Below are 21029 nucleotides of genomic sequence, written 5' to 3'. Positions count from 1 at the left end.
GTGATTCGGACAGGTGTTGCCGTAGTATAAGGAGCCGTTAATGTCGAATAACACAGAACAGCGCCCGATTATTCTGGCCTCCACATCGCCGCGGCGCAAGGAACTGATCGCGTCACTCCATTTAGCGTTTGAAGTTATACCGAGTTATGCCGATGAGAATACACCATCAGACTGGACCCCAGAACAGACCGTGCAAGAATTGGCTCTTCGCAAGGCGCTTGCTGTGTATCGTGGACTAGAAGGTAGCAGTAAGGATGCCATTATCGTAGGCAGTGATACTGTTGTTGTTCTTGACAACGAGATTTTGGGCAAGCCTGTGGATGAGTCTGATGCTGAGCAGATGTTGTCACGTCTGCAAGGAAGGGAACATCGTGTGTTTACGGGTGTCGCTTGTATTGATGCAGCTACCGGACATTCAGTGGTGCATTATCGTCAGACGGATGTAACGATGAAGGAACTGTCTGAAGCTACAATCCGCGCTTACGTGAAGACGGGAGAACCTTCAGACAAAGCAGGATCATATGCTATTCAAGGTATTGGCGCTTCACTGATCGACCGCATTGAAGGATGTTATTTTAATGTGGTAGGTTTGCCACTATCTCTGCTCAGTGACATGCTGGAGGGATTTGGCGTGTACGTGTTGCCACAAACATAATCAAAACGGATGCTGTGAAAAGAGGGAACGTATGGAGTCGCCTCAATACATGATGCGCGACATCCCCCAGGAAGATCGCCCGAGAGAACGCATGATGGAGTATGGGGCGGGCGCCTTGAGTCATACCGAATTGCTTGCTATATTACTTCGAACAGGAACGAGACAGGAATCCGCGATGCATATGGCACAGCGGATACTGAACCAAGCAGGTGGCATCCGTTCGTTGATGGATCTGAGCCTTGAAGAGATGACAGCTATGAAGGGCATCGGACAAGCCAAAGCTGTGCAACTTAAAGCAGGCATAGAACTGGGCCATCGGATAGCCAAGAGTCGGCTTGCTCCATCGACATCGATCCGTAGGCCACGTGATGCTGCGGATATTCTAATGGAACAACTGCGTTATTTGCAGAAAGAACATTTTGTATGTCTTTTCTTGAATAGCAAAAATCATATCATAGCTCAGGAAACACTCTCCATGGGCAGCCTTAATGCTTCAATTGTTCATCCGCGTGAAGTATTTCGTGCCGCCATCAAATGCAGCAGTGCCTCAATTGTGTGCGCACATAACCATCCCAGCGGTGATCCAACGCCTAGTCCGGAAGATATTCAGATAACCAAAAGACTGATTGAAGCCGGCGCAATCGTGGGCATTGACGTTCTGGACCACCTTGTTATTGGTGATGGAACATACGTAAGTTTGAAGGAGAAGGGCTTGGTATAATATAATGGTTGGCGTTGATGTTTTCCTATGAATGATAACGGACGTGTCCGTCAAAGATAGGTTCACTTTACTTTGCAGATTCAAAATACTACATGCGAATATTAGCTCCACGGTTTCGTGGGAATGAAAGTTATGCTCTTGTAATGAAACAGGAGCAGCAATATGAGGCAGAAAAGGAGAATACGTCATGTTTGGTGGTTTTACGAAAGATTTGGGTATTGATTTGGGGACAGCGAATACGCTGGTTTATGTACGTGGAAAAGGAATTGTGGTGCGCGAGCCTTCGGTTGTTGCACTGCGTACGGATACAAAAAGTATCGAGGCTGTGGGTGAGTCCGCTAAAAAAATGATCGGACGTACACCTGGCAACATTCGCGCAATTCGTCCAATGAAAGATGGCGTAATTGCTGATTTCGATACTACTGCAACGATGATCAAATACTTTATTCGTCAGGCTCAGAAACAGCGCTCTATGTTTCAGCGTCATCCCAACGTGATGGTATGTGTACCATCCGGAATTACGGCAGTGGAGCAACGTGCAGTTGAAGATGCGACGAAACAGGCGGGAGCACGTGAGGCTTACACGATCGAAGAACCATTTGCAGCCGCTATTGGTGCAGATCTGCCCGTATGGGAACCGACAGGCAGCATGGTCGTTGATATTGGCGGCGGCACAACGGAAGTGGCTGTCATTTCTCTAGGTGGTATCGTAACTAGCCGTTCAGTGCGTGTAGCAGGCGACGAGATGGATGAATCCGTAATTCAATACATCAAACGCCAATACAATCTGATGATCGGTGAACGTACATCCGAACAGTTGAAGATGGATATCGGTTCAGCTATGCCGCTGGAACAAGTGGAAACGATGGAAATCCGTGGACGTGATCTGGTAACAGGTCTGCCGAAGACCATTACCATTACTTCTGATGAGATCAGCGAAGCTCTTGCAGATACCGTGAATGCTATCGTTGAAGCGGTAAAAGTAACACTCGAGAAATGCCCTCCTGAGCTTGCAGCAGACATTATGGATCGTGGAATTGTCCTGACAGGCGGCGGAGCTCTGCTTCGCAATCTGGATAAGCTGCTTGCTGGAGAGACAGGAATGCCTGTCATTGTTGCTGAGAATCCGCTGGATTGCGTAGCGATCGGCACAGGTAAAGCACTGGAAAATATTCATATGTTTAAAAGCAGAAGCAGTTCAGCAGTTCGTTCCAAGCGTTAATGGATTGCTTGCCGTCTGATCCTTGATTGGCCGGCAACACTTTAATGTAGATTACCCGGATAATCCCGGGAGAGCTATAACCCGCTTAACAGGGGAGGATCGATTGATATTCTCGCAAGAACTTCAGGTCTGATATCTCCCCGCCGGGCTGGGCTCGGAAGAGAATAATGGATGTTAGAGGGTGTTGGAACTGTTTAAACTGCTTGGCAACAAAAGACTTTTTGTTTTGCTGGTGGGCCTTGTTACATTTATCGCGCTGATGGGCTTTACGCTTAGTCCGCGAGCCAATTTATCCTGGCCGGAGAAATTCCTTAAGGATTCAGTTGGATTTGTACAATACGTATTTTACAAGCCCGCTTCTTATGTAGCGGGCTTTTTCAAAGATGTAGCGAACATGCGTGCGGTATACCAGGAAAATGAAGAGCTTCGCATCGCGATGGGACACTATACGCGTGACCGATTGAAATACAATGATCTGGAGCAGACAAACTTGCAGCTTCAGAAGGCACTTAATTTTACAAAAGAACAACAAAATCGATACAACTATGGTTCTCGAATAGCCCAAGTGATAAGTGCCAACTCCGATCCGAACAGTAGAACGATTAACATAGACATCGGGGAGAACGCCGGCATTAAACCGGGTATGGCCGTTACTTCACAGGAAGGACTGGTTGGGGTAATCAGCCATGTCAGTTCGTATACATCAACGGTGAACTTGCTAACTTCGATGGATGCCAATGATCCAACATCAAATGCGATTGCAGCTACGGCTGTAGGTAAAGAGAAAGTGTTTGGCATGATCGAGAGTTATGATCCGAAGAGCGGTATGTTGAAGATGACCAAGATTGCAGAGGATTCTAATATTGCAAAAGATGATGAAATCATCTCTTCCGGCATAATCAACAATTTTCCGAAGTATATGCGCATTGGTAAAGTGAAGAGTATCGAGAAAAGCGAGTATGGTTTAACGAAGACGGCTACGATCGAGCCATATGCGAATTTTCTGGACTGGAAAGAGCTAATTGTAATCATTCCGCCTGAGGTTAAAGAATAATGGTCACGCGCAAACAGGTTCTGTTTCTGCTACTGTTCGTTCTGTTTATTGCCGAAGATACGATTCTGCCGCAGATCATTCCTTCGGCTTGGCAAATGCGTATATCAGCCAACCTGGTTTATATCGTAATTTTGTTTTTTGCTGTGTATTATCACAGGCACACAGCCCTTGTGCTCGGCATATTATTTGGACTTTTGCATGATGTCGTTTTTTACGGGGAGATGATTGGGCCTTACGGATTCTCCATGGGATTGTCTGCTTATATGATGGGACTCATATTTCAGGCGCCGCGTGCACCGATGCCTATCATGGTTTCGGTTGTCCTGCTTGGAAGTTTGCTGAACGATACGATGTTATTTTTCTTATACAAGCTCTTCCAACTCAATCATGTGACCTTTGACTGGGCACTGATTGAATACATGATCCCTAATCTGTTTGTTCATTTTGTGTTTACCCTGATCATTTATGTACCTCTACGCAAACAGTTGGAGAAGATCGGCACACCTAAAAGTAAAGCAGATGAAGCTTCCTGATGACATTTATGGAGCAAGAAGCAGGAACTTAGGAACCAGGGCACGAAATGTAATGAGATGGGAGGGACAGGCTTATGACGGTAAAATCGAATCACGTAACGATTAAAGGCATCCGAGACGGCTTGGTTTTCCTGTTGGACGATCAATGTGAATTCGAGGAATTGCTCTATGAGCTCCGCTATAAGCTGGAACACAGCCATCAAAACATTTTGACCGGACCGATTGTTCATGTGGATATCAAGCTGGGGGCGCGCGAAGTTACGGAAGATCAGAAAGAAGAGATTCTAGATACATTGAAGCAAAAAGGGAATCTATTGATCCGATCCATTGACTCGCCTGCACTTGTACAAGAGGTCAAGGGTCCCCCGCCGATTGTGACGATGTGCGGTATGGTACGATCAGGTCAGGTGCTTCATCATGAGGGGAATCTCCTGTTTCTCGGAGATATCAATCCAGGAGGCACGGTGACGTGCACTGGGGATATATATGTTTTGGGTTCACTCAGAGGTATGGCTCATGCCGGAATCAGCGGGGACGAAGAGGCTATTATCGCAGCATCAGTTTTTGCACCCACACAGTTGCGGATTGCCGATGTGATTAGTCGCCCTCCGGATGAATGGGAGAGTCATGAAACCGGAATGGAATTTGCTTATTTGCAGGACAATCAGATGCAGATCGACAAGATGAGCAATATCGTTCGGTTGCGCCGAGATTTTAATGTGTTTAAAGGAGTGTAGCTCATGGGAGAGGCGATCGTGATCACTTCGGGTAAAGGCGGTGTGGGTAAGACGACCACCTCGGCAAACATCGGGACAGCCTTAGCGCTGCTTGGTAAAAAGGTTTGTCTGGTCGATACCGATATCGGCCTTCGTAATCTGGATGTTGTGATGGGACTCGAGAACCGCATTATTTACGATCTGTGCGATGTTGCGGACGGCCGTTGCCGTCTGAATCAGGCTTTAGTAAAAGACAAGCGTTTCGAAGAATTATACATGTTGCCTGCAGCGCAGACGAGAGACAAAAACTCTGTATCGCCAGAACAGGTGAAGGATATCATCCTGGAACTTAAAAAAGATTTTGAATACGTCATTATTGACTGCCCGGCAGGAATTGAACAGGGATTCAAAAATGCGGTAGCGGGAGCAGATCAGGCCATCGTGGTCACTACACCAGAAAATGCGGCAGTGCGTGATGCGGATCGTGTCATCGGATTGCTGGAGAGTTCACACATTCAGTCTCCTAAGCTGGTGGTGAATCGGATTCGCAACAATATGGTGAAGTCAGGTGACATGCTTGATATCGATGGTATTTTACAAGTACTTAATATCGACCTGATTGGTATCGTCCCTGATGATGAACTTGTCATCAAGGCGGCCAATTCAGGCGAACCTACAGTGATGAACCCAGATTCACTTGCAGCCATTGCTTATCGCAATATTGCAAGACGAATCTTGGGAGATACCGTGCCATTAATGCAGATGGAGCAGAAGAAGGGTGCTTTTTCCCGTTTCAAGAAATTTTTTGGGATGGGTTAAAGGTATGTATAGCTTGAAACAAGTGTAATTAAATAGATTTCCAAGTAACAGCCGGGGCAGCGTGTCCGGCTGTTTTTTTGTTTTCGCCTCGTTTACTCACCCTCTACTCACTACTCATAGGCTTTTCTTTGGTTTATTACGTGTGATTACGTGCGTCAGCTATTTGGTAAACTGCCGTAGTGACACTCCCGCACATAACATTCGTAATTTAAAGCTAAAGCTTATTTTCGGTTCAGTTAGTATGGAGGCTTGTTCATATTCTTTGCCGTTGATTCATAGGATGTAGTAAACAAGCCTCAGTGGGAGGACATGGCATGAATACAAAACAGAGAATCAAACAGAGAAGAGAAGAACGGATTCGGCGGCTTATGGAGGGGGCAGTGCATGAAGTGTTGCAAGAACAAAAGCCGGCTTTTCGATGGGATCGTGGAAGAGAAAGAGATCAGGGCAGTGAGAGAGAGAAAAATGCAGACTCAAGTATAGATAGAAGTAAAGATCAGGGTAGAAATAGCGAGCATGACGAAACCAACCGGCAGAAGCCGTTTGCTTTTGTAGAGGAACCAGCGGAAAGAGACCCGGAATGGCTGTGGAAGAAGGAGAATGGACATTTCGGCCCTACGGGGCGTTCTGGTCTTCAGTTGTTCCGATCGTTACTACGGCGTACGGTAGTCAGTGCAGTACTATTTGCAGGCGTGTGGGGACTGTTTCAATTGAATGCATCATGGACAATAGCACCCAAAACCGTTATTGCTGATGTACTTCATAACGATATGGATTTTGCTGCGGCTACGGCATGGTATGAACGGAATTTCGGTGGGACACCTTCTTTCCTGCCGGTACTTGGACATACCACCGATGTAGTAAACGGCTCAGGAATCCGGCAGCTTCTCGGAAAACCGATCTCAGGTACGGTCGTTCAGCCATTTGCTTTAAGTATGAAGGGGATTGAGATTGTTCCAGATGCCGCTACTACAGGAGGGCTTGTGCAAGTCGTCAGCTCAGGTGCCGGGCGCGTGCTTGAGGTTCTGGGGGATGCAACCAGCGGATATACCGTCGTTATCCAGCACGCTGGCAAGGTGACTGCCATATACGGCCGAATGAACGAGAGTGACGTCCAGGTGAACGATTGGGTCGAGGCGGGGAATGTAGTGGGAAGTTTAAAAGGTGGAAGTACGGATCAACCTGCTACGCTATATTTTGCGATAAAAGAAGGAGAAGAGTACGTAGACCCTGCGGAAGTCGTTGCCCTTGATTAGGGTGTGGGGAGTGCGAATCTCGCTTCACCCGTTTTTTGTCATCATCATGATGACCTCTCTGCTAACCGGACACTTTATTGAATTAATCACGCTGTTTGCCATCGTGTTTATTCATGAATGCGGACATGCTGCGGCGGCGGCCCTTCTGGGCTGCCGTGTACTGTCTATACAGATGCTTCCGTTTGGGGGAGTGGCTGTGATTGAAGATGGAGGCAAACTGACGGCTTACCGCGAGGTTGTCATAGCCTTGGCAGGACCATTGCAGAACATTCTGATGGTTGGCATCGTACTGATTCTAAGGCGATTTCAGTTGGGGGACCCACTCTTTTTGGATTATATCATCGAAGCCAATCTGCTCATTGCTTTGTTTAATCTGTTGCCTGTACTGCCACTAGATGGGGGGAAAATCGTTCAGGCGATCGTCAGCCTGTGGGCTCCTTACTATACTACGCTCATGTGGACTTATCGCATCAGTCTCCTGTGTAGCGCAGGGGTTATTTTGGTTGCCATTAGCCAGTGGCTTTCCGGTGATTACGGGCTTCCGTTGAACCTTTTATTAATAGGCCTTTTTTTGTTTTACTCTAATTTTACGGATTATCGGAACGTGCCTTATCGTTTTATCCGTTTTCTGATGAACCGGGAAGCTGTTTTTGTCCGGTATGCAGCTACAGGTGGCTTGGCCCAACCAATAATCTCGTTCCCAGCGAAACCTTTGGACACTATTTTGCGTCTATTAAAAAGGGAAAGGTACCATATGGTATACGTGATGAATAAGCAGGGACGTATCCTAGCAGTTTTGCCTGAACAGCGTGTGATCGGTTCTTATTTTCGACAAAATACCGATAAATTGTAAAGTCTGCTGATGAACCTGCTCTCAAACGGGGTAATACATTTTGGATAGTTATTGCCCATAATATGAAATGGATGTGGATGAATTGAAAGGTCTTCTTGAGGTGAAGCCATGAAACAAATGATTGTACATAATGAACATAACCTCATGCAAATGGCGCTTCTGGAAGAAGGCAAAGCTGTGGAATTCACGGCAGAGCGTACACGTGCGCGCGGACTGCTGGGTTCCTTTTTCAAGGGAAGGGTAGTGAATGTGTTACCGGGTATGCAGGCTGCCTTTGTGGATATTGGTCAGAGAAAAAATGCGTTTCTGTATGTGGATGATGTGCTTCATCCACATCTGGAGAAACAGCCCAAAATAAAACCTTCCATCTCGGAGCTGTTGCGTCCGGGTCAGGAATTAATAGTACAGGTTCTGAAGGAACCGGTAGGAAGCAAAGGAGCCCGGGTGACAACTCATTATTCACTTCCGGGCCGCTGGCTTGTCTACATGCCTGTAGCGGGTTACGTAGCTGTTTCCAAGAAGATTGCCCGGGAGGGAGATCGCTCCCGCCTCAAAGCGATGGGAGAGCGGTTGCTCAGGGAAGAAGAAGGGCTAATTATTCGTACCGTATCTGCGGAAGAAGCGAATGAGGCGATTCAGACTGATTTGGAGGCATTACGAGCTCAGTGGCTTCTGATTCGAGAAAAAGCAGACAGTTTGCCTTCTCCAAGCTTGTTGCACCAGGACCAAAGCATGATTCAGCGAGTGATTAGAGATGTGTATACTCCTGGTAGTGACGAGGTGATCACGGATAGTGAAGGACAGGCTCGCGTAATACGGACGTTGCTTGAAGAGATCTGTCCAGGGCATGAGCCTCGAGTTCAAGTGTATTCCGGAACGGAATCTATCTTTGATGCGTACGGCGTACAGGAACAGCTCAACAAAGATTTTGCCCGCAAAGTTTGGCTGCCCGGAGGTGGGTATATCGTTATTGATCATACCGAAGCGCTGACCGTGATTGATGTGAATACAGGCAAGTATACCGGAGCAGGTGGAGATAGCCTGGAAGAGACGGTAACCGAAACCAACATGCAGGCTGCAGTTGAGATTGCCCGGTTAATGCGACTACGGGACATTGGCGGCATGATTATCGTTGACTTCATCGATATGGAAGAGGCATCGAATCGGCATGATGTAGCGTCTGTGCTGGAGCAGGAGCTACGTAAGGATCGAACCAAAGCTTTTGTAATGGGATGGACGAAACTCGGGTTGCTTGAACTGACTCGGAAAAAAGTAAGAGAAGAGAGTACCTTGCCCTACGTGGAAGCTTGTTCTTCCTGTCATGGCACGGGGAAAAGATATATTTCACCTTTGCATTGATTTTTAACAAACTGCGTGATATAATCATCAAGTATGTGTTTAAGCCTATTGGTCTTGCACATGCTGTAACCGCACTGACCAGGTTTAAGAACAGTTCCGCAAAGTACTGTCACCTGAGAACGGGCGAGTCTGAGACATGAGGAGGTGCAAGGCAAATGTACGCAATTATTGAAACAGGCGGCAAACAGTACAAAGTCCAAGAGGGCGATGTTCTGTTCATCGAGAAATTGAATGCGAACGACGGCGAAAGCGTAACGTTCGACCGTGTCCTGGCTGTATCTAACGATCAAGGTTTGACAGCAGGTACACCATTGGTTTCCGGAGCTACTGTAACGGCTAAGGTTGAGAAACATGGCAAAGGTCAAAAGGTTGTTGTATACAAATACAAACCGAAAAAGAACTACCATGTGAAGCAAGGTCACCGTCAACCGTACACTAAAGTAACTATCGAAAAAATCAAAGCGTAAGAAGGTGCGATAAGTGATTATCGTTCAAATCTTTCGTGATGAGGACGGGAACATCGAACGCTTTTCTATTGAAGGGCATGCCAATTTTGCCAAGCGTGGAGAAGATATCGTATGTGCCGGGGTATCTGCTGTTACAGTAGGTACAGTGAACTCGATTGAAGCATTAACTGGTGTCGAGATGGATGCCAAGATGAAGAATGGTTTTTTAAGCGGTTCTTTACCGGTGCTTGCAAAAGGGGAAACTTTTTCTCAGGTACAGTTGTTGCTCGAATCCATGGTAGTTATGCTCTCTAATATTGCAGAGTCATACGGGAAGTATATTCAAATACAGCAACATAAATAAGTAAAGAAGGAGGAAAACCAATCATGTTGAAATTAAATCTTCAGTTGTTCGCATCGAAAAAAGGTGTAGGTTCCACGAAGAACGGACGTGACAGTAATGCACAACGTCTGGGTGTTAAACGTGCAGATGGCCAAACTGTAACCGGTGGTAGCATTCTCGTTCGCCAACGCGGAACGAAAATTCACCCAGGAACAAACGTGGGTATCGGTAAAGATGACACTTTGTTCGCGAAAATCGACGGCGTTGTTAAATTCGAACGTTGGGGTCGCGATCGCAAAAAAGTAAGCATCTACCCTGTAGACGTTGCTCCAGTAGCAGCTGCAGTAGAAGCTTAATATCGGCATTCCGCCTAAGGAGCCTTCGGCATTTTTGCCGGAGGTTTTTTTGCATTCTGCGACTATTCGATAATGAACTGGCAGAAAAGACATGTTATACTTGGTTACGGTGGGTTGAAACCAACCGAGTTTGGTAGAACGGGGAGAAGCCATGAAATCCTGGAAAAGAGTGCCGTGGATTGCGGCATGTTCACTTGTGATTCCTTTGGTTTTCGTTATGTTGTATCCGGCGCCTTTTGCGAGCGCTGTGTGCGCATTTTGGTCCGTCGCAGTGATGTTAGTATCAGGATATGCGATGAAAAAGCAGGCGGAGGCGGAACGCAGAATCATCATTCAATCCATGGAAAAAACAGCAATAGCTTCATTAAATCATCATCGGCATGACTGGATGAACGATCTCCAAGTGTTATATGGATATCTTAGGCTGGGCAAACTTGATAAATCCCTGCAATGTGTGGAAAGAATAAAAGAGCGGGTAACGGAAGAAAGCCGGATATCTAAATTAGGTATACCTTCTCTCGTCTTTTATTTGCAATCTTTTCGGGCCAGTGGAGCTGCACTGGAATTGCATGTGGAAGTAGAAGAAGAGTTGCAGCTCAGTGCTCTGGTCTCTCCCGAGGATGGCGAGTCGCTTACGGGGGCGATTGCTGATGCAATTCGGGCCTATCAGTATGGCGGTGGCCGGTCGTCTTGGGGAGAGGTGCGCAAACTGACCTTGAACTTCGGACAGGATCATGGAGATGTCGTCGTCCGTTTGGACGGAGATCAGACCCCGGATCCAGAAACGCTGCGGCAATTAACAGCTGTACTCAAAGGTAAAAAAGTCAGAACGGAGCAGCTTCCGTCCGGGGATACGTTTGTACAATTCAGAATGCCTTGTGGAATATAGGAAGAAGGGGTAACCAATGTTTGTTGATAAAGCGAAGATTTATGTAAAAGCAGGAGATGGAGGAGACGGCATCGTCTCTTTCCGTCGTGAGAAATATGTACCGGAGGGTGGCCCTGCCGGCGGCGATGGCGGCCGGGGAGCCGATATTATTTTCAGGGTAGATGAAGGTCTGCGGACATTGATGGACTTTCGTTATCAGCGTCACTTCAAAGCCCCACGTGGTGAGAAGGGGCGTAATAAAAGCCAGCATGGTGCGAATGCAGAGAACATGATTGTGCGTATCCCGCCGGGCACGACTATTGTGGATGAAGACAGTGGCGAAGTGTTAGCTGATCTAACGCGTCATGGTCAGCAAGTGGTTGTAGCCAAAGGTGGCCGTGGCGGGCGTGGTAACATCCGCTTTGCAACGCCAAGAAACCCGGCACCTGAGCTTGCCGAGAACGGTGAGGAAGGCGAAGAGCGTTATATTGTGCTTGAGCTTAAAGTCATGGCGGATGTGGGACTAGTCGGGTTCCCGAGTGTGGGTAAATCTACGTTACTGTCTGTTGTATCTGCTGCCAAGCCGAAGATTGGGGCATACCACTTTACAACCATTACACCTAACTTGGGTGTCGTTGATGTGGGTGAGGGCCGCGGCTTTGTTATGGCCGATTTGCCGGGGCTGATTGAAGGGGCACATGAGGGTGTCGGACTGGGACATGAGTTCCTGCGACATGTTGAGCGAACACGAGTTATTATTCATGTGGTGGATATGTCGGGTTCTGAAGGGCGCGATCCTTTCGAAGACTGGCAGAAAATTAATGATGAGCTGAGACTGTACAATCCTGCCCTAGCCGAGAGACCGCAGGTTGTAGCTGCGAACAAAATGGATATGCCGGATTCCGAAGCTAATTTGGAGCAGTTCTTGCAACAGGTTCGTGAAGTGAAGCCAGATATCGAAGTGATGCCTATTTCCTCTCTGACCCGTCAAGGTATTCAAGAACTGTTGTACCGAGCGGCTGATCTGCTGGATCAGATTCCGGATGAGCCTGAGGTAGAAGAAGTAGCCGAACTTTCCGAGCGTAAAGTATACAGTTTGGAGAAAAAAGAGGACGAAGGTTTCCGTATTGTGCGTGAGAACGATACATTCATTGTGGAGAGTGCCAAGATTGATCGCATGATGAAACGGATGCAGTTGAATTCACACGAGGCTATTCTGAAGTTGGCGCGTACACTTCGTCACATGGGTGTGGATGATGAGCTTCGTAAACGCGGTGCCGTGGAAGGTACGATTGTGCGTATTGGAGATTTCGAGTTTGAATTTGTGGAAAGCAGCAGTTACTACTAAGCCGCTAGGCCAAAAAAATTCTGTAAACATCATCGGCTGATGATTGCTAAATAAAAAATGAGAAACGCAGTGAAGCGGGAAGTTACCGTGATGCTGCGTTTTTTGTTTGTTTTCTGACATGAGAGTGAGAGAAGCCTGTATAATGTGAGAAACAGTTTTTGAAAAATAGACAGGTCACGTATTGCCCTTTTATGATTCATCCTATATAATGTCCACTATATGAATACATGAGTCTTTGAGGAGAGGACGTTCTGTGAATGAACGCTATTACTTAGTACGGGAAGATATTTTGCCTGAAGCTGTGGTAAAAACGATGCAGGTGAAAGAGCTGCTTGCTTCCGGTGATGTCAAAACAGTGCATGAGGCCGTCGAGCAGGTCGGTTTAAGCCGAAGTGCCTTTTACAAGTACAAAGATGGAATCCATCTAATCAATCAGCTGGAGCGTGAACGAATCGTAACGATCTCGATTGACCTGGAGCATCAGTCTGGTATTCTGTCTCGTGTGCTTGGACATTTCGCAGGTTATGGAGCCAACGTGCTTACGATTAATCAGAGTATTCCACTTCAGGGCAGAGCCAATGTTGTCATCTCCGTGGAAACGACGCATTTGCATGGAGAGATTGGAGAAATGCTGGATCGAATGCAAGATATGCCTGGGGTGAAGCGTACACGGATCGTAGGCCAAGGTTAATCGGGCTTAGAGAATATAGGATTAGACAATAGGGGGTAGGTCGTTAGTGAAACCGGTAAAAGTCGGATTGTTGGGCCTGGGCACGGTTGGAACGGGCGTTGTCCGAATTGTGGAAGGAAATCAGGAGGATCTAAGCAGCCAGGTGGGGTCGCCAATTATCATTGAAAAGATTGCGGTGAAGAACACGGAGAAGGATCGTGTTATTCCCATTGACCGGGCGAAGCTGACAGAGGACCCTTGGGAGGTCATTCGTCACCCGGACATTGATGTTATCGTTGAAGTGATGGGTGGCATCGATCAGACCAAAGAATATATTCTTGAAGCACTGGAACGTGGGAAACATATCGTAACAGCGAACAAGGATCTTATGGCATTGCATGGTTCAGAGATTCTAGCTAAAGCGCAGGAAAAGCAATGCGATGTGTTTTATGAGGCCAGTGTGGCTGGGGGCATCCCGATCATTCGCACGCTGATTGAAGGTTTCTCTTCGGACCGGATCACTCGAATTATGGGGATTGTGAACGGCACAACGAACTATATTTTGACGAAAATGAGTCAGGAAGGCGCATCCTATGAAGAGGTGCTAGCGGAAGCACAAGCTTTAGGGTACGCGGAAACGGACCCGACCTCAGATGTGGAAGGACTCGATGCTGCTCGTAAAATGGCAATCTTGGGTACCCTTGGTTTCCGTACGAATGTGGAATTGAAGGATGTTGCCGTTAAGGGGATCTCCGCTGTCACGCGTGAAGATATCATGTATGCTAAAAGATTAGGGTATGAGTTGAAGCTGCTTGGTATCGCAGATCGTATCGATGACGAGATTACGATTAGTGTGCAACCAACGATGGTGAGAAAGAACCACCCAATCGCATCGGTAAACGGTGTGTTCAACGCAGTGTATGTACACGGTGAGGCGGTAGGCGAGACGATGTTTTACGGAGCAGGGGCGGGTGAAATGCCAACAGCGACTTCCGTAGTTGCTGACATTGTTGCTGTAACGAAAAACCTCAAGCTAGGTGTAAACGGAGTAAAAGCGATCGTACCTTACAAAAAGAAGAGACTTCAGAGTGATGAACAGATTTTTTCGAAAAATTTTATATTACTGCACGTGGACGACAAAGCAGGGGTGCTGGCGCAGATTACGCAGATTTTTGCCGAATATGAAGTAAGTCTCGCGTCCGTTGTGCAACAGCCGAATGAGCACAATCCAGATGCTGAGATTATTATCGTTACACATAATGCAAGTAAGGCGAGCATGGACAAAGTACTCAAGCATTTTGAATCACTCAACGTGATTCGCCGGATTAAGAGTGTTTATCGCGTAGAAGGTTAGTTGCTAAGTCATTTAAAATATAATTAGTTTAATATTCACGTTTTTAAAATAAACCATCATTTAATCATTTAAGATTAATTAAACCTAAAGGAGTCTAACCACAATGAGATATCAAGGATTATTGCAAACATACAAAGAACACCTTCCAGTCAATGAAAATACGCCACAGCTTACACTTCAAGAAGGAAATACGCCACTGATTCATGCAGAGAATTTGTCGAAGGAACTCGGTTTGAATCTGTATTTCAAATATGAAGGTTTGAATCCTACAGGTTCTTTCAAGGACCGCGGAATGGTTATGGCTGTTGCCAAAGCAATGGAAGAAGGCAGCCGTACAATTATGTGTGCATCTACTGGTAATACGTCCGCAGCTGCTGCAGCCTATGCCGCACGTGGCGGGTTGAATTGTATCGTGTTGATTCCCAATAACAATATCGCACTGGGTAAACTCGCTCAAGCGATGATCTATGGTGCTAAAGTCATCGCGATCAATGGTAACTTTGACCGTGCCCTTGAGATTGTACGTGAAATTACGGCTAAACACCCGATTACACTTGTAAACTCTGTGAATCCATACCGCATTGAAGGGCAGAAGACAGCTGCTTTTGAATTGGTTGAGCAATTGGGAGATGCACCGGACGTTCTGGCTATTCCGGTTGGTAACGCGGGTAATATTTCGGCATACTGGAAAGGCTTTAAAGAGTATAACGAGGCAGGGAAATCGAACACATTGCCGCGTATGGTTGGGTTCGAGGCAGAAGGAGCCATGGCAATTGTTAAGGGAGAACCCATTCTTGAGCCAGAAACTGTAGCTACAGCGATTCGAATCGGTAACCCTGCGAGCTGGAAAACAGCAGTGGCTGCAGCCGAGGAGTCCGGTGGTCAGATTAACTATGTTACGGATGACGAGATTTTGGCGGCGTACCGCACCATTGCGGCACGTGAAGGAGTATTTGCTGAACCGGCTTCTGCCGCATCTGTGGCTGGTGTGTACAAATTGCATAGTGAAGGCTACTTTAAAGGCGGAGAAACGGTTGTATGCGTGTTAACAGGTAACGGCCTGAAAGATCCGAATGTAGCAATTAAAACGGCAGCTGTGGAGCCGCTTGTCGTTGAAGATACAGAAGAGGCAGTTATGGCAGCTATTGCCAAGCTGGAGCAGCAGTCTGTATGAGCTTGCGTGAAAAAGTAACCGTACAAATCCCGGCAAGCACCGCCAATCTGGGTCCGGGGTTTGATACCCTGGGCATGGCCTTGTCTTTGTATGCCTGGCTTGAGATCAAACCGGCATCTGAGACCGCATTTCATCTCTATGGCGACCATCTGACGGGCTTGCCTTCGGATAAATCAAATCTGATTTACCAAGTGGCGCAGATGATATTTGATGAGGCTGGGGTCTCTGTACCTGAGCTTGAAGTTTCGATGTATTCGGATATCCCCCTCACTCGGGGACTTGGAAGCAGTGCTTCGGCAATTGTTGGTGCGCTAGCTGGTGCCAATGCATTAATCGGCAGTCCATTATCTAATGATAAATTACTGGATATGGCAACAGCTCTGGAGAAACATCCGGACAATGTCGGTGCATCATTATATGGCGGAATCATTACAGCAGCTTGGGATGGCCGACGCGTTGACTACCTTCGTATCGAGCCTCACCAGGATTTGCAGGCTTTGGTTATCGTACCTGACTTCCAGCTATCTACTTCCAAAGCACGGATTGTTATTCCACAGCAATTTGGTATGCCTGATGTTGTACACAACGTGAGCCGTTCTTCATTGCTTGTTGCTGCATTAGCCAGTGGGAGACTGGATATGATCCAAAAGGCAATGTCGGATCGGATTCACCAGCCGTATCGTGCATCACTGGTACCTGGCATGACGGAGATTTTGGAACATGCTACAGAACATGGTGCGCTGGGTGCTGCGCTAAGCGGAGCTGGGCCAACCGTGCTTACACTGGTAGAGCGACATGATACCCGCAAAGTTGAGCTGGAGCAATATTTAATGGGTATTATGGAGCAGGAGGGGATCACGGCCACTGCCTTGTGGCTGGATCCGGATCTGGACGGTGTCCTCATATTGCCGGATCAAGATGAACGTCCTTTTTTGGACAGGATCAAAGGGGAAGTTAACGCATGAAACGAATTGCAGTTTTACCAGAAGGTTCAGTCTCACACGAAGCAATTGATTTTCTTTTCGACGGAGAAGCACTCGATTTGAAGCATTCCAAACTCATATCGGACATTTTTCGTGCAGTGGATAACGGAAGTGTACAGTACAGTGTGATTCCGTTTGAGAATACAATTGAAGGCTCTGTTAGCCTGCATATGGACTGGCTTGTTAATGAAGTGGATATCCCGATGCAAGCGGAGTGGGTATACCCCTCCATTCAGAATGTCATCGGACATGGGAATGAATTTGTCATGGGCGATGGCACATATGATTTTGGTAAAATCACCAAGATTCTATCCCATCCTGTGGCGATCCCGCAGTGTCAGAATTTTATTCGGCAACATTCACCTGATGCAGATCTTGAAGGCGTGAACAGCACAGCTGAAGCAGTAGAGATTGTGAAGAAAAATCCAGGAAAGGGCTGGGTTGCAATCGGTACGAAGCTTGCGGCTAAGAAGCATGGTCTCGATATCATGGCTGAACGTGTGACGGATCATGACAATAACTATACCCGTTTTGTACTAATTGGCCATGAACCGGTCGACATTCCGCGTGAGCCGGATCATGTGAAGACAAGCTTGCTTGTTACTTTGCCTGAGGATGCACCGGGAGCACTCCATCAGGTGTTGTCGGCTTTTGCCTGGAGAAAGCTGAACTTGACTCGTCTTGAATCTCGTCCAACGAAGAAACGTTTGGGCAGTTACTACTTTTACATTGATGTCATTGAATCGGTTGATTCCGTGTTGCTCACGGCAGCTATGGCTGAAATCGAGGCATTGAATTGTCAGGTACGTGTTCTTGGAAGTTATCCATGTTATACATACCCTTCACTGAGTTAAGCGGATAGTGGCTGGATAATGTAAAAAGATCATTTGGCGTTTATGTATAATAAGAGAGTTTTCCGTTCGTTACGATGGTAAAATGGACAGGCTCATTAGGCTTCGGAAATATAGGAAATGTATATTTAATGGAGGTGCAGTTAGTCATGGCAGAACAATGGATCTATTTGGATGGTCAGTATGTAACCAAGGAGAATGCTAAGGTTTCGGTATATGACCATGGATTTTTGTACGGAGATGGAATTTTCGAAGGGATTCGGATTTACAACGGCAATATTTTCAGATGTAAGGCTCACTTGGATCGCTTGTATGATTCGGCAAAATCCATCAGTTTGAACATTCCGCTGTCTTACGATGAGATGCTTGAAGTGATGGCTGAAACGGTGCGCCGCAACGATATGCGTAACGGGTATATCCGTCTAATCGTTTCACGTGGACCAGGGAACCTGGGCCTTGACCCGACGCGTTGTCCCAAAGCTTCCGTGATCATCATTGTGGAACAGCTAGCGATTTATCCGGAAGAAGCGTATCTTACTGGGTTGAAGGCCGTTTCCGTATCCCAGCGTCGTAACATCCCGGATGCGTTGAATCCGAAGATTAAATCCCTCAACTATCTGAACAACATCCTTGTCAAGTTGCAATCGAACTTTTCGGGTGCAGGTGAGGCTATTATGCTGAACTCCCAAGGCTACGTAACCGAGGGTTCAAGCGATAACATTTTCATTATCAAAAACGGTGTGGTGTATACTCCTCCTTGTTACCTTGGAGCACTTGAAGGCATTACACGTCAAGCGATTATTGATTTGTGCGTAGAGCTAGATATTGAATTAAAAGAAGTACCTTTTACGCTTCATGATGTGTATATTGCAGATGAGGTTTTCTTCACGGGAACAGCTGCGGAAGTTATTGCGGCGTGCGAAGTGGATGGCAGAACGATTGGTTCGGGTGTAGCGGGTCCAGTTACATTGCAGCTACTTGAAGCTTTCCGCCAGATTGTCGACAAAGACGGCTACAAGGTGTGGGAGTAATCACTACGTCGAATTGAATAAATAAGAGGAATTCTCCTTGTCCGATAAAATATAGCATGCCTAGAGCATGTGGGATTTTAGAAGGCAGGAGGATTTTTTTTGTTCAAATGATGTCATTAGCCCGGTTGCTGCATAGGATGTAGTAACGGTATGGGCGAATGTACTGCCCAAGTATGACGTCTAGGAGGTTAGTTCCCTGTGAAAATACACATGGTGAAAAAAGGCGACACTTTATATCTGCTGTCCCAAAAATACAATGTTGCACTGGACAAATTGATTGCGGCCAACCCGCAGATCGCAGATCCCGACAAGTTGGAGATTGGGATGAAGGTCAAAATTCCTGCACAGCCGGTAACACCAAAGCCAGAGGGTGTACTGCACAGTCACAAGGTAGTACAAGGAGATTCGTTATGGAAGTTGTCACAAGCTTGGGGAGTTCCGTTGAAAGACATGATCAATGCGAATCCGCAATTGAAGAATCCAAATGCTCTTCTGGTTGGAGAGACCGTCTATATTCCTTCTATGCATACACAAGGTAATCAGGCTGCGAATACCCAAATGGGAAGTATGGGCGCGCAAGAAAAATTATCACCTGAAGGCAAAGAGTATACGGGAGTAAAAGAAGAAACGGCACCTGTTGTACCAGCTCCTCCACCGCAGGCGGTTGAAACGCCAGTACCTGTTCCGGCACCAGTGCCTGTTGCACCGGCTAAGCCTAATATCATGCCTGAATTGGAGGCTTTGCCGCAATTACCTGTAATGCCCGAAATGAAGCCGGAGAAGAAACCAGACAAGAAAGAGGAGATGAAGCCTGAAGTTCAAGTCCAACCTCTAACCGAAGCAAAAAAACCTCAAATGCCTAATCTTTCACCTGAAGTGATGCCTCTGCCTGTAATGCCTAACATCGAACCGGCTGTGAATGTCGAGCCATCGGTTAAGGAGCCGTGTGGCTGTGGCCAAAAAATGCTCCATGCTCCGATGGAACATCCTTATATGCAGGTGCCAGTAGCTGCACAAGAGGTATACGCTGTTCAGCAAAACAACATGTATACGGCAGGTATGGCTAACAACTCTCCATTCCCTGGTGTTCAGGATGTTGGTGGTTATAGTATGGGGAGCATGCCAAATAGCCCGTGGACGGGAGCAGAACCCACTTATAATCATAATAACGTCATGCCTAATCTACCTACTGTATCTCCAGATATGGCGAACAATGCATTTCCGATTTCACCAGCCGGTCAGGTGAACAGCCCTTTCCCGAGTATTGCAGCTGCAACGAACCAGATGAATAATCAACCGCCATTTATGTCCCCGTACTCGATGCTCCCGTATCCACCATGCGGATGTGGACCACATACACATGCACCTCAGTATACTTACCCTACATTCGGTTATCAGGAACCGGTTTGGGGCATGTATGGTCATGCGAATGGTATGCCGCCTGAAATGTCTACATCTGTTATGCCAAATCATCCTATGGAATATGCTTACCAAAATCCGTATCCGGCTCAAAATATGGTTCCTCCATCTCCGCTTGGAGCTTTTGGAGAGATGTACCCTTCTCAGGTCCATGGCGAAAATAGTGGGAAAAAGGGAGGACGTGACAATGCGAACTTAAGTCAGGCCTCTTTTGAAGAGACGGGAGCAGAACTTGAGGCGAAACCAAAGTCAACTCCAACTAAAAATGGAACGGCAAAACGGAGAACAAGCAAAACACCTGCGAAAAGTAAATCCAAGGTGTCTGTATCTGGAAACCCCACTAGAGAGAACAAGACGTCAACTAATTCACAAAAACTGGCCAAGAAACGTCGTAATCCCTGGATTCAACATTAAGAGTTTATCGGAGCAGAATGTGATATAGAGTGATGGCTGTTGCGAAAAGGTCAGTTCAACATACTAGAACTGACCTTTTCGCTCTCGTAACTATAGAGAGAATAATGATGTTTTTAGAATGCCGAAGGTGTCGAATAAACAAAAATATTGCAAATAACGTTTGAAAGCCAGTTTGAGAATATGTTACAATATGAATGCGCTTTAATTTTAGGTTGAAATTAAATTTTAATTGAAGTGTACATGCAAATTAATATTAAAGTTAAAACTATTATTAAAAAACTCTTGCATTAAATTTGGCCGTGTGTTACATTATTTAAGTCGCCGCTGAAACGCGGGTTGACGAAGAAACAAGTTTGATCTTTGAAAACTGAACAACGAGTGAGTAACGATCTTGCTTGCAAGATCGACGCTGGAAAAATTGGTGCGTGTCTTCGGAACGTATGGTTTTGAAAGCAACAATGAGATTTTAATCTCGTCAGATTCAAAATGAGCTTATCGCTCTTTTCAATAACTTTATTGGAGAGTTTGATCCTGGCTCAGGACGAACGCTGGCGGCATGCCTAATACATGCAAGTCGAGCGGAC

The 21029-nt window shown here is 46.6% G+C and carries 22 protein-coding genes, 1 rRNA gene and 1 other annotated feature; all 23 genes read left to right on the top strand.

Going from position 1 to position 21029, the window contains the following annotated elements; all coding sequences use genetic code 11:
- Positions 1–40: 40 nt before the first annotated feature.
- Positions 41–655 carry a Maf family protein gene (locus M3629_RS17095; protein ID WP_123064555.1) on the top strand — a complete coding sequence of 205 codons (615 nt, stop codon included), beginning with the start codon at positions 41–43 and terminating at the stop codon, positions 653–655.
- 31 nt (positions 656–686) lie between these two features.
- Positions 687–1376: a RadC family protein gene (gene radC, locus M3629_RS17090; RefSeq protein WP_251508677.1), complete on the top strand. Its 690-nt coding sequence runs from the start codon at positions 687–689 to the stop codon at positions 1374–1376.
- A gap of 187 nt (positions 1377–1563) precedes the next feature.
- Entirely contained in the window at positions 1564–2598 is a 1035-nt protein-coding gene (locus M3629_RS17085; protein ID WP_090919103.1) for a rod shape-determining protein, read from the top strand.
- A gap of 181 nt (positions 2599–2779) precedes the next feature.
- Positions 2780–3652: a rod shape-determining protein MreC gene (gene mreC / locus M3629_RS17080; RefSeq protein ID WP_251508675.1), complete on the top strand. Its 873-nt coding sequence runs from the start codon at positions 2780–2782 to the stop codon at positions 3650–3652.
- The gene (locus tag M3629_RS17075; RefSeq protein WP_251508673.1) at positions 3652–4185 is read left to right on the top strand and encodes a rod shape-determining protein MreD; all 534 of its coding nucleotides are present in this window, start codon (positions 3652–3654) and stop codon (positions 4183–4185) included. The genes mreC and M3629_RS17075 overlap by 1 nt, the downstream gene beginning before the upstream one ends.
- Before the next feature lie 74 nt (positions 4186–4259).
- Positions 4260–4922 carry a septum site-determining protein MinC gene (minC, locus tag M3629_RS17070; RefSeq protein WP_251508670.1) on the top strand — a complete coding sequence of 221 codons (663 nt, stop codon included), beginning with the start codon at positions 4260–4262 and terminating at the stop codon, positions 4920–4922.
- Positions 4923–4925: 3 nt separating this feature from the next.
- A complete protein-coding gene (gene minD / locus M3629_RS17065; RefSeq protein WP_090919093.1) occupies positions 4926–5720 on the top strand; it encodes a septum site-determining protein MinD in 795 nt (264 codons plus the stop codon).
- Positions 5721–6034: 314 nt separating this feature from the next.
- Positions 6035–6976 (top strand): M23 family metallopeptidase, encoded by a 942-nt coding sequence (locus M3629_RS17060; RefSeq protein ID WP_251508668.1) that lies wholly within the window; start codon positions 6035–6037, stop codon positions 6974–6976.
- Positions 6969–7829 carry a M50 family metallopeptidase gene (locus M3629_RS17055; protein ID WP_251508666.1) on the top strand — a complete coding sequence of 287 codons (861 nt, stop codon included), beginning with the start codon at positions 6969–6971 and terminating at the stop codon, positions 7827–7829. Before M3629_RS17060 ends, M3629_RS17055 begins: the two co-directional genes overlap by 8 nt.
- Before the next feature lie 108 nt (positions 7830–7937).
- Entirely contained in the window at positions 7938–9188 is a 1251-nt protein-coding gene (locus M3629_RS17050; RefSeq protein WP_251508664.1) for an Rne/Rng family ribonuclease, read from the top strand.
- A gap of 57 nt (positions 9189–9245) precedes the next feature.
- Positions 9246–9329 (top strand) — a sequence feature (ribosomal protein L21 leader region).
- 14 nt (positions 9330–9343) lie between these two features.
- Positions 9344–9655 (top strand): 50S ribosomal protein L21, encoded by a 312-nt coding sequence (gene rplU, locus M3629_RS17045; protein ID WP_090919085.1) that lies wholly within the window; start codon positions 9344–9346, stop codon positions 9653–9655.
- A gap of 13 nt (positions 9656–9668) precedes the next feature.
- The gene (locus M3629_RS17040) at positions 9669–9998 is read left to right on the top strand and encodes a ribosomal-processing cysteine protease Prp (protein WP_251508663.1); all 330 of its coding nucleotides are present in this window, start codon (positions 9669–9671) and stop codon (positions 9996–9998) included.
- Between the two features lie 23 nt (positions 9999–10021).
- Positions 10022–10333 (top strand): 50S ribosomal protein L27, encoded by a 312-nt coding sequence (rpmA, locus tag M3629_RS17035; protein WP_110898889.1) that lies wholly within the window; start codon positions 10022–10024, stop codon positions 10331–10333.
- A 151-nt stretch (positions 10334–10484) separates the two neighbouring features.
- On the top strand, positions 10485–11222 hold the full coding sequence (locus tag M3629_RS17030) for a Spo0B domain-containing protein (protein ID WP_123064546.1): 738 nt from the start codon (positions 10485–10487) through the stop codon (positions 11220–11222).
- A gap of 16 nt (positions 11223–11238) precedes the next feature.
- Positions 11239–12549 (top strand): GTPase ObgE, encoded by a 1311-nt coding sequence (gene obgE, locus M3629_RS17025; RefSeq protein WP_251508661.1) that lies wholly within the window; start codon positions 11239–11241, stop codon positions 12547–12549.
- A 253-nt stretch (positions 12550–12802) separates the two neighbouring features.
- Positions 12803–13240: an ACT domain-containing protein gene (locus M3629_RS17020; RefSeq protein ID WP_110898886.1), complete on the top strand. Its 438-nt coding sequence runs from the start codon at positions 12803–12805 to the stop codon at positions 13238–13240.
- A gap of 46 nt (positions 13241–13286) precedes the next feature.
- Positions 13287–14573 (top strand): homoserine dehydrogenase, encoded by a 1287-nt coding sequence (locus tag M3629_RS17015; RefSeq protein WP_251508659.1) that lies wholly within the window; start codon positions 13287–13289, stop codon positions 14571–14573.
- A gap of 103 nt (positions 14574–14676) precedes the next feature.
- Positions 14677–15747 carry a threonine synthase gene (gene thrC / locus M3629_RS17010; RefSeq protein ID WP_251508657.1) on the top strand — a complete coding sequence of 357 codons (1071 nt, stop codon included), beginning with the start codon at positions 14677–14679 and terminating at the stop codon, positions 15745–15747.
- Positions 15744–16712 carry a homoserine kinase gene (gene thrB, locus M3629_RS17005; protein ID WP_251508655.1) on the top strand — a complete coding sequence of 323 codons (969 nt, stop codon included), beginning with the start codon at positions 15744–15746 and terminating at the stop codon, positions 16710–16712. The genes thrC and thrB overlap by 4 nt, the downstream gene beginning before the upstream one ends.
- Positions 16709–17584, top strand: coding sequence for a prephenate dehydratase (pheA, locus tag M3629_RS17000; RefSeq protein WP_251508653.1), 876 nt, complete (start codon positions 16709–16711; stop codon positions 17582–17584). Before thrB ends, pheA begins: the two co-directional genes overlap by 4 nt.
- Positions 17585–17730: 146 nt before the next feature.
- Positions 17731–18612, top strand: a complete 882-nt coding sequence (ilvE, locus tag M3629_RS16995; RefSeq protein WP_251508651.1) for a branched-chain-amino-acid transaminase — start codon at positions 17731–17733, stop codon at positions 18610–18612.
- A 198-nt stretch (positions 18613–18810) separates the two neighbouring features.
- Positions 18811–20445: a LysM peptidoglycan-binding domain-containing protein gene (locus tag M3629_RS16990; protein ID WP_251508649.1), complete on the top strand. Its 1635-nt coding sequence runs from the start codon at positions 18811–18813 to the stop codon at positions 20443–20445.
- A gap of 513 nt (positions 20446–20958) precedes the next feature.
- Positions 20959–21029, top strand: a 16S ribosomal RNA gene (locus M3629_RS16985); the annotation flags it as partial.

The organism is Paenibacillus polysaccharolyticus, assembly GCF_023714295.1.
Taxonomy (GTDB): domain Bacteria; phylum Bacillota; class Bacilli; order Paenibacillales; family Paenibacillaceae; genus Paenibacillus; species Paenibacillus polysaccharolyticus_A.
This window is presented reverse-complemented; position numbering and strand designations above follow the sequence as displayed.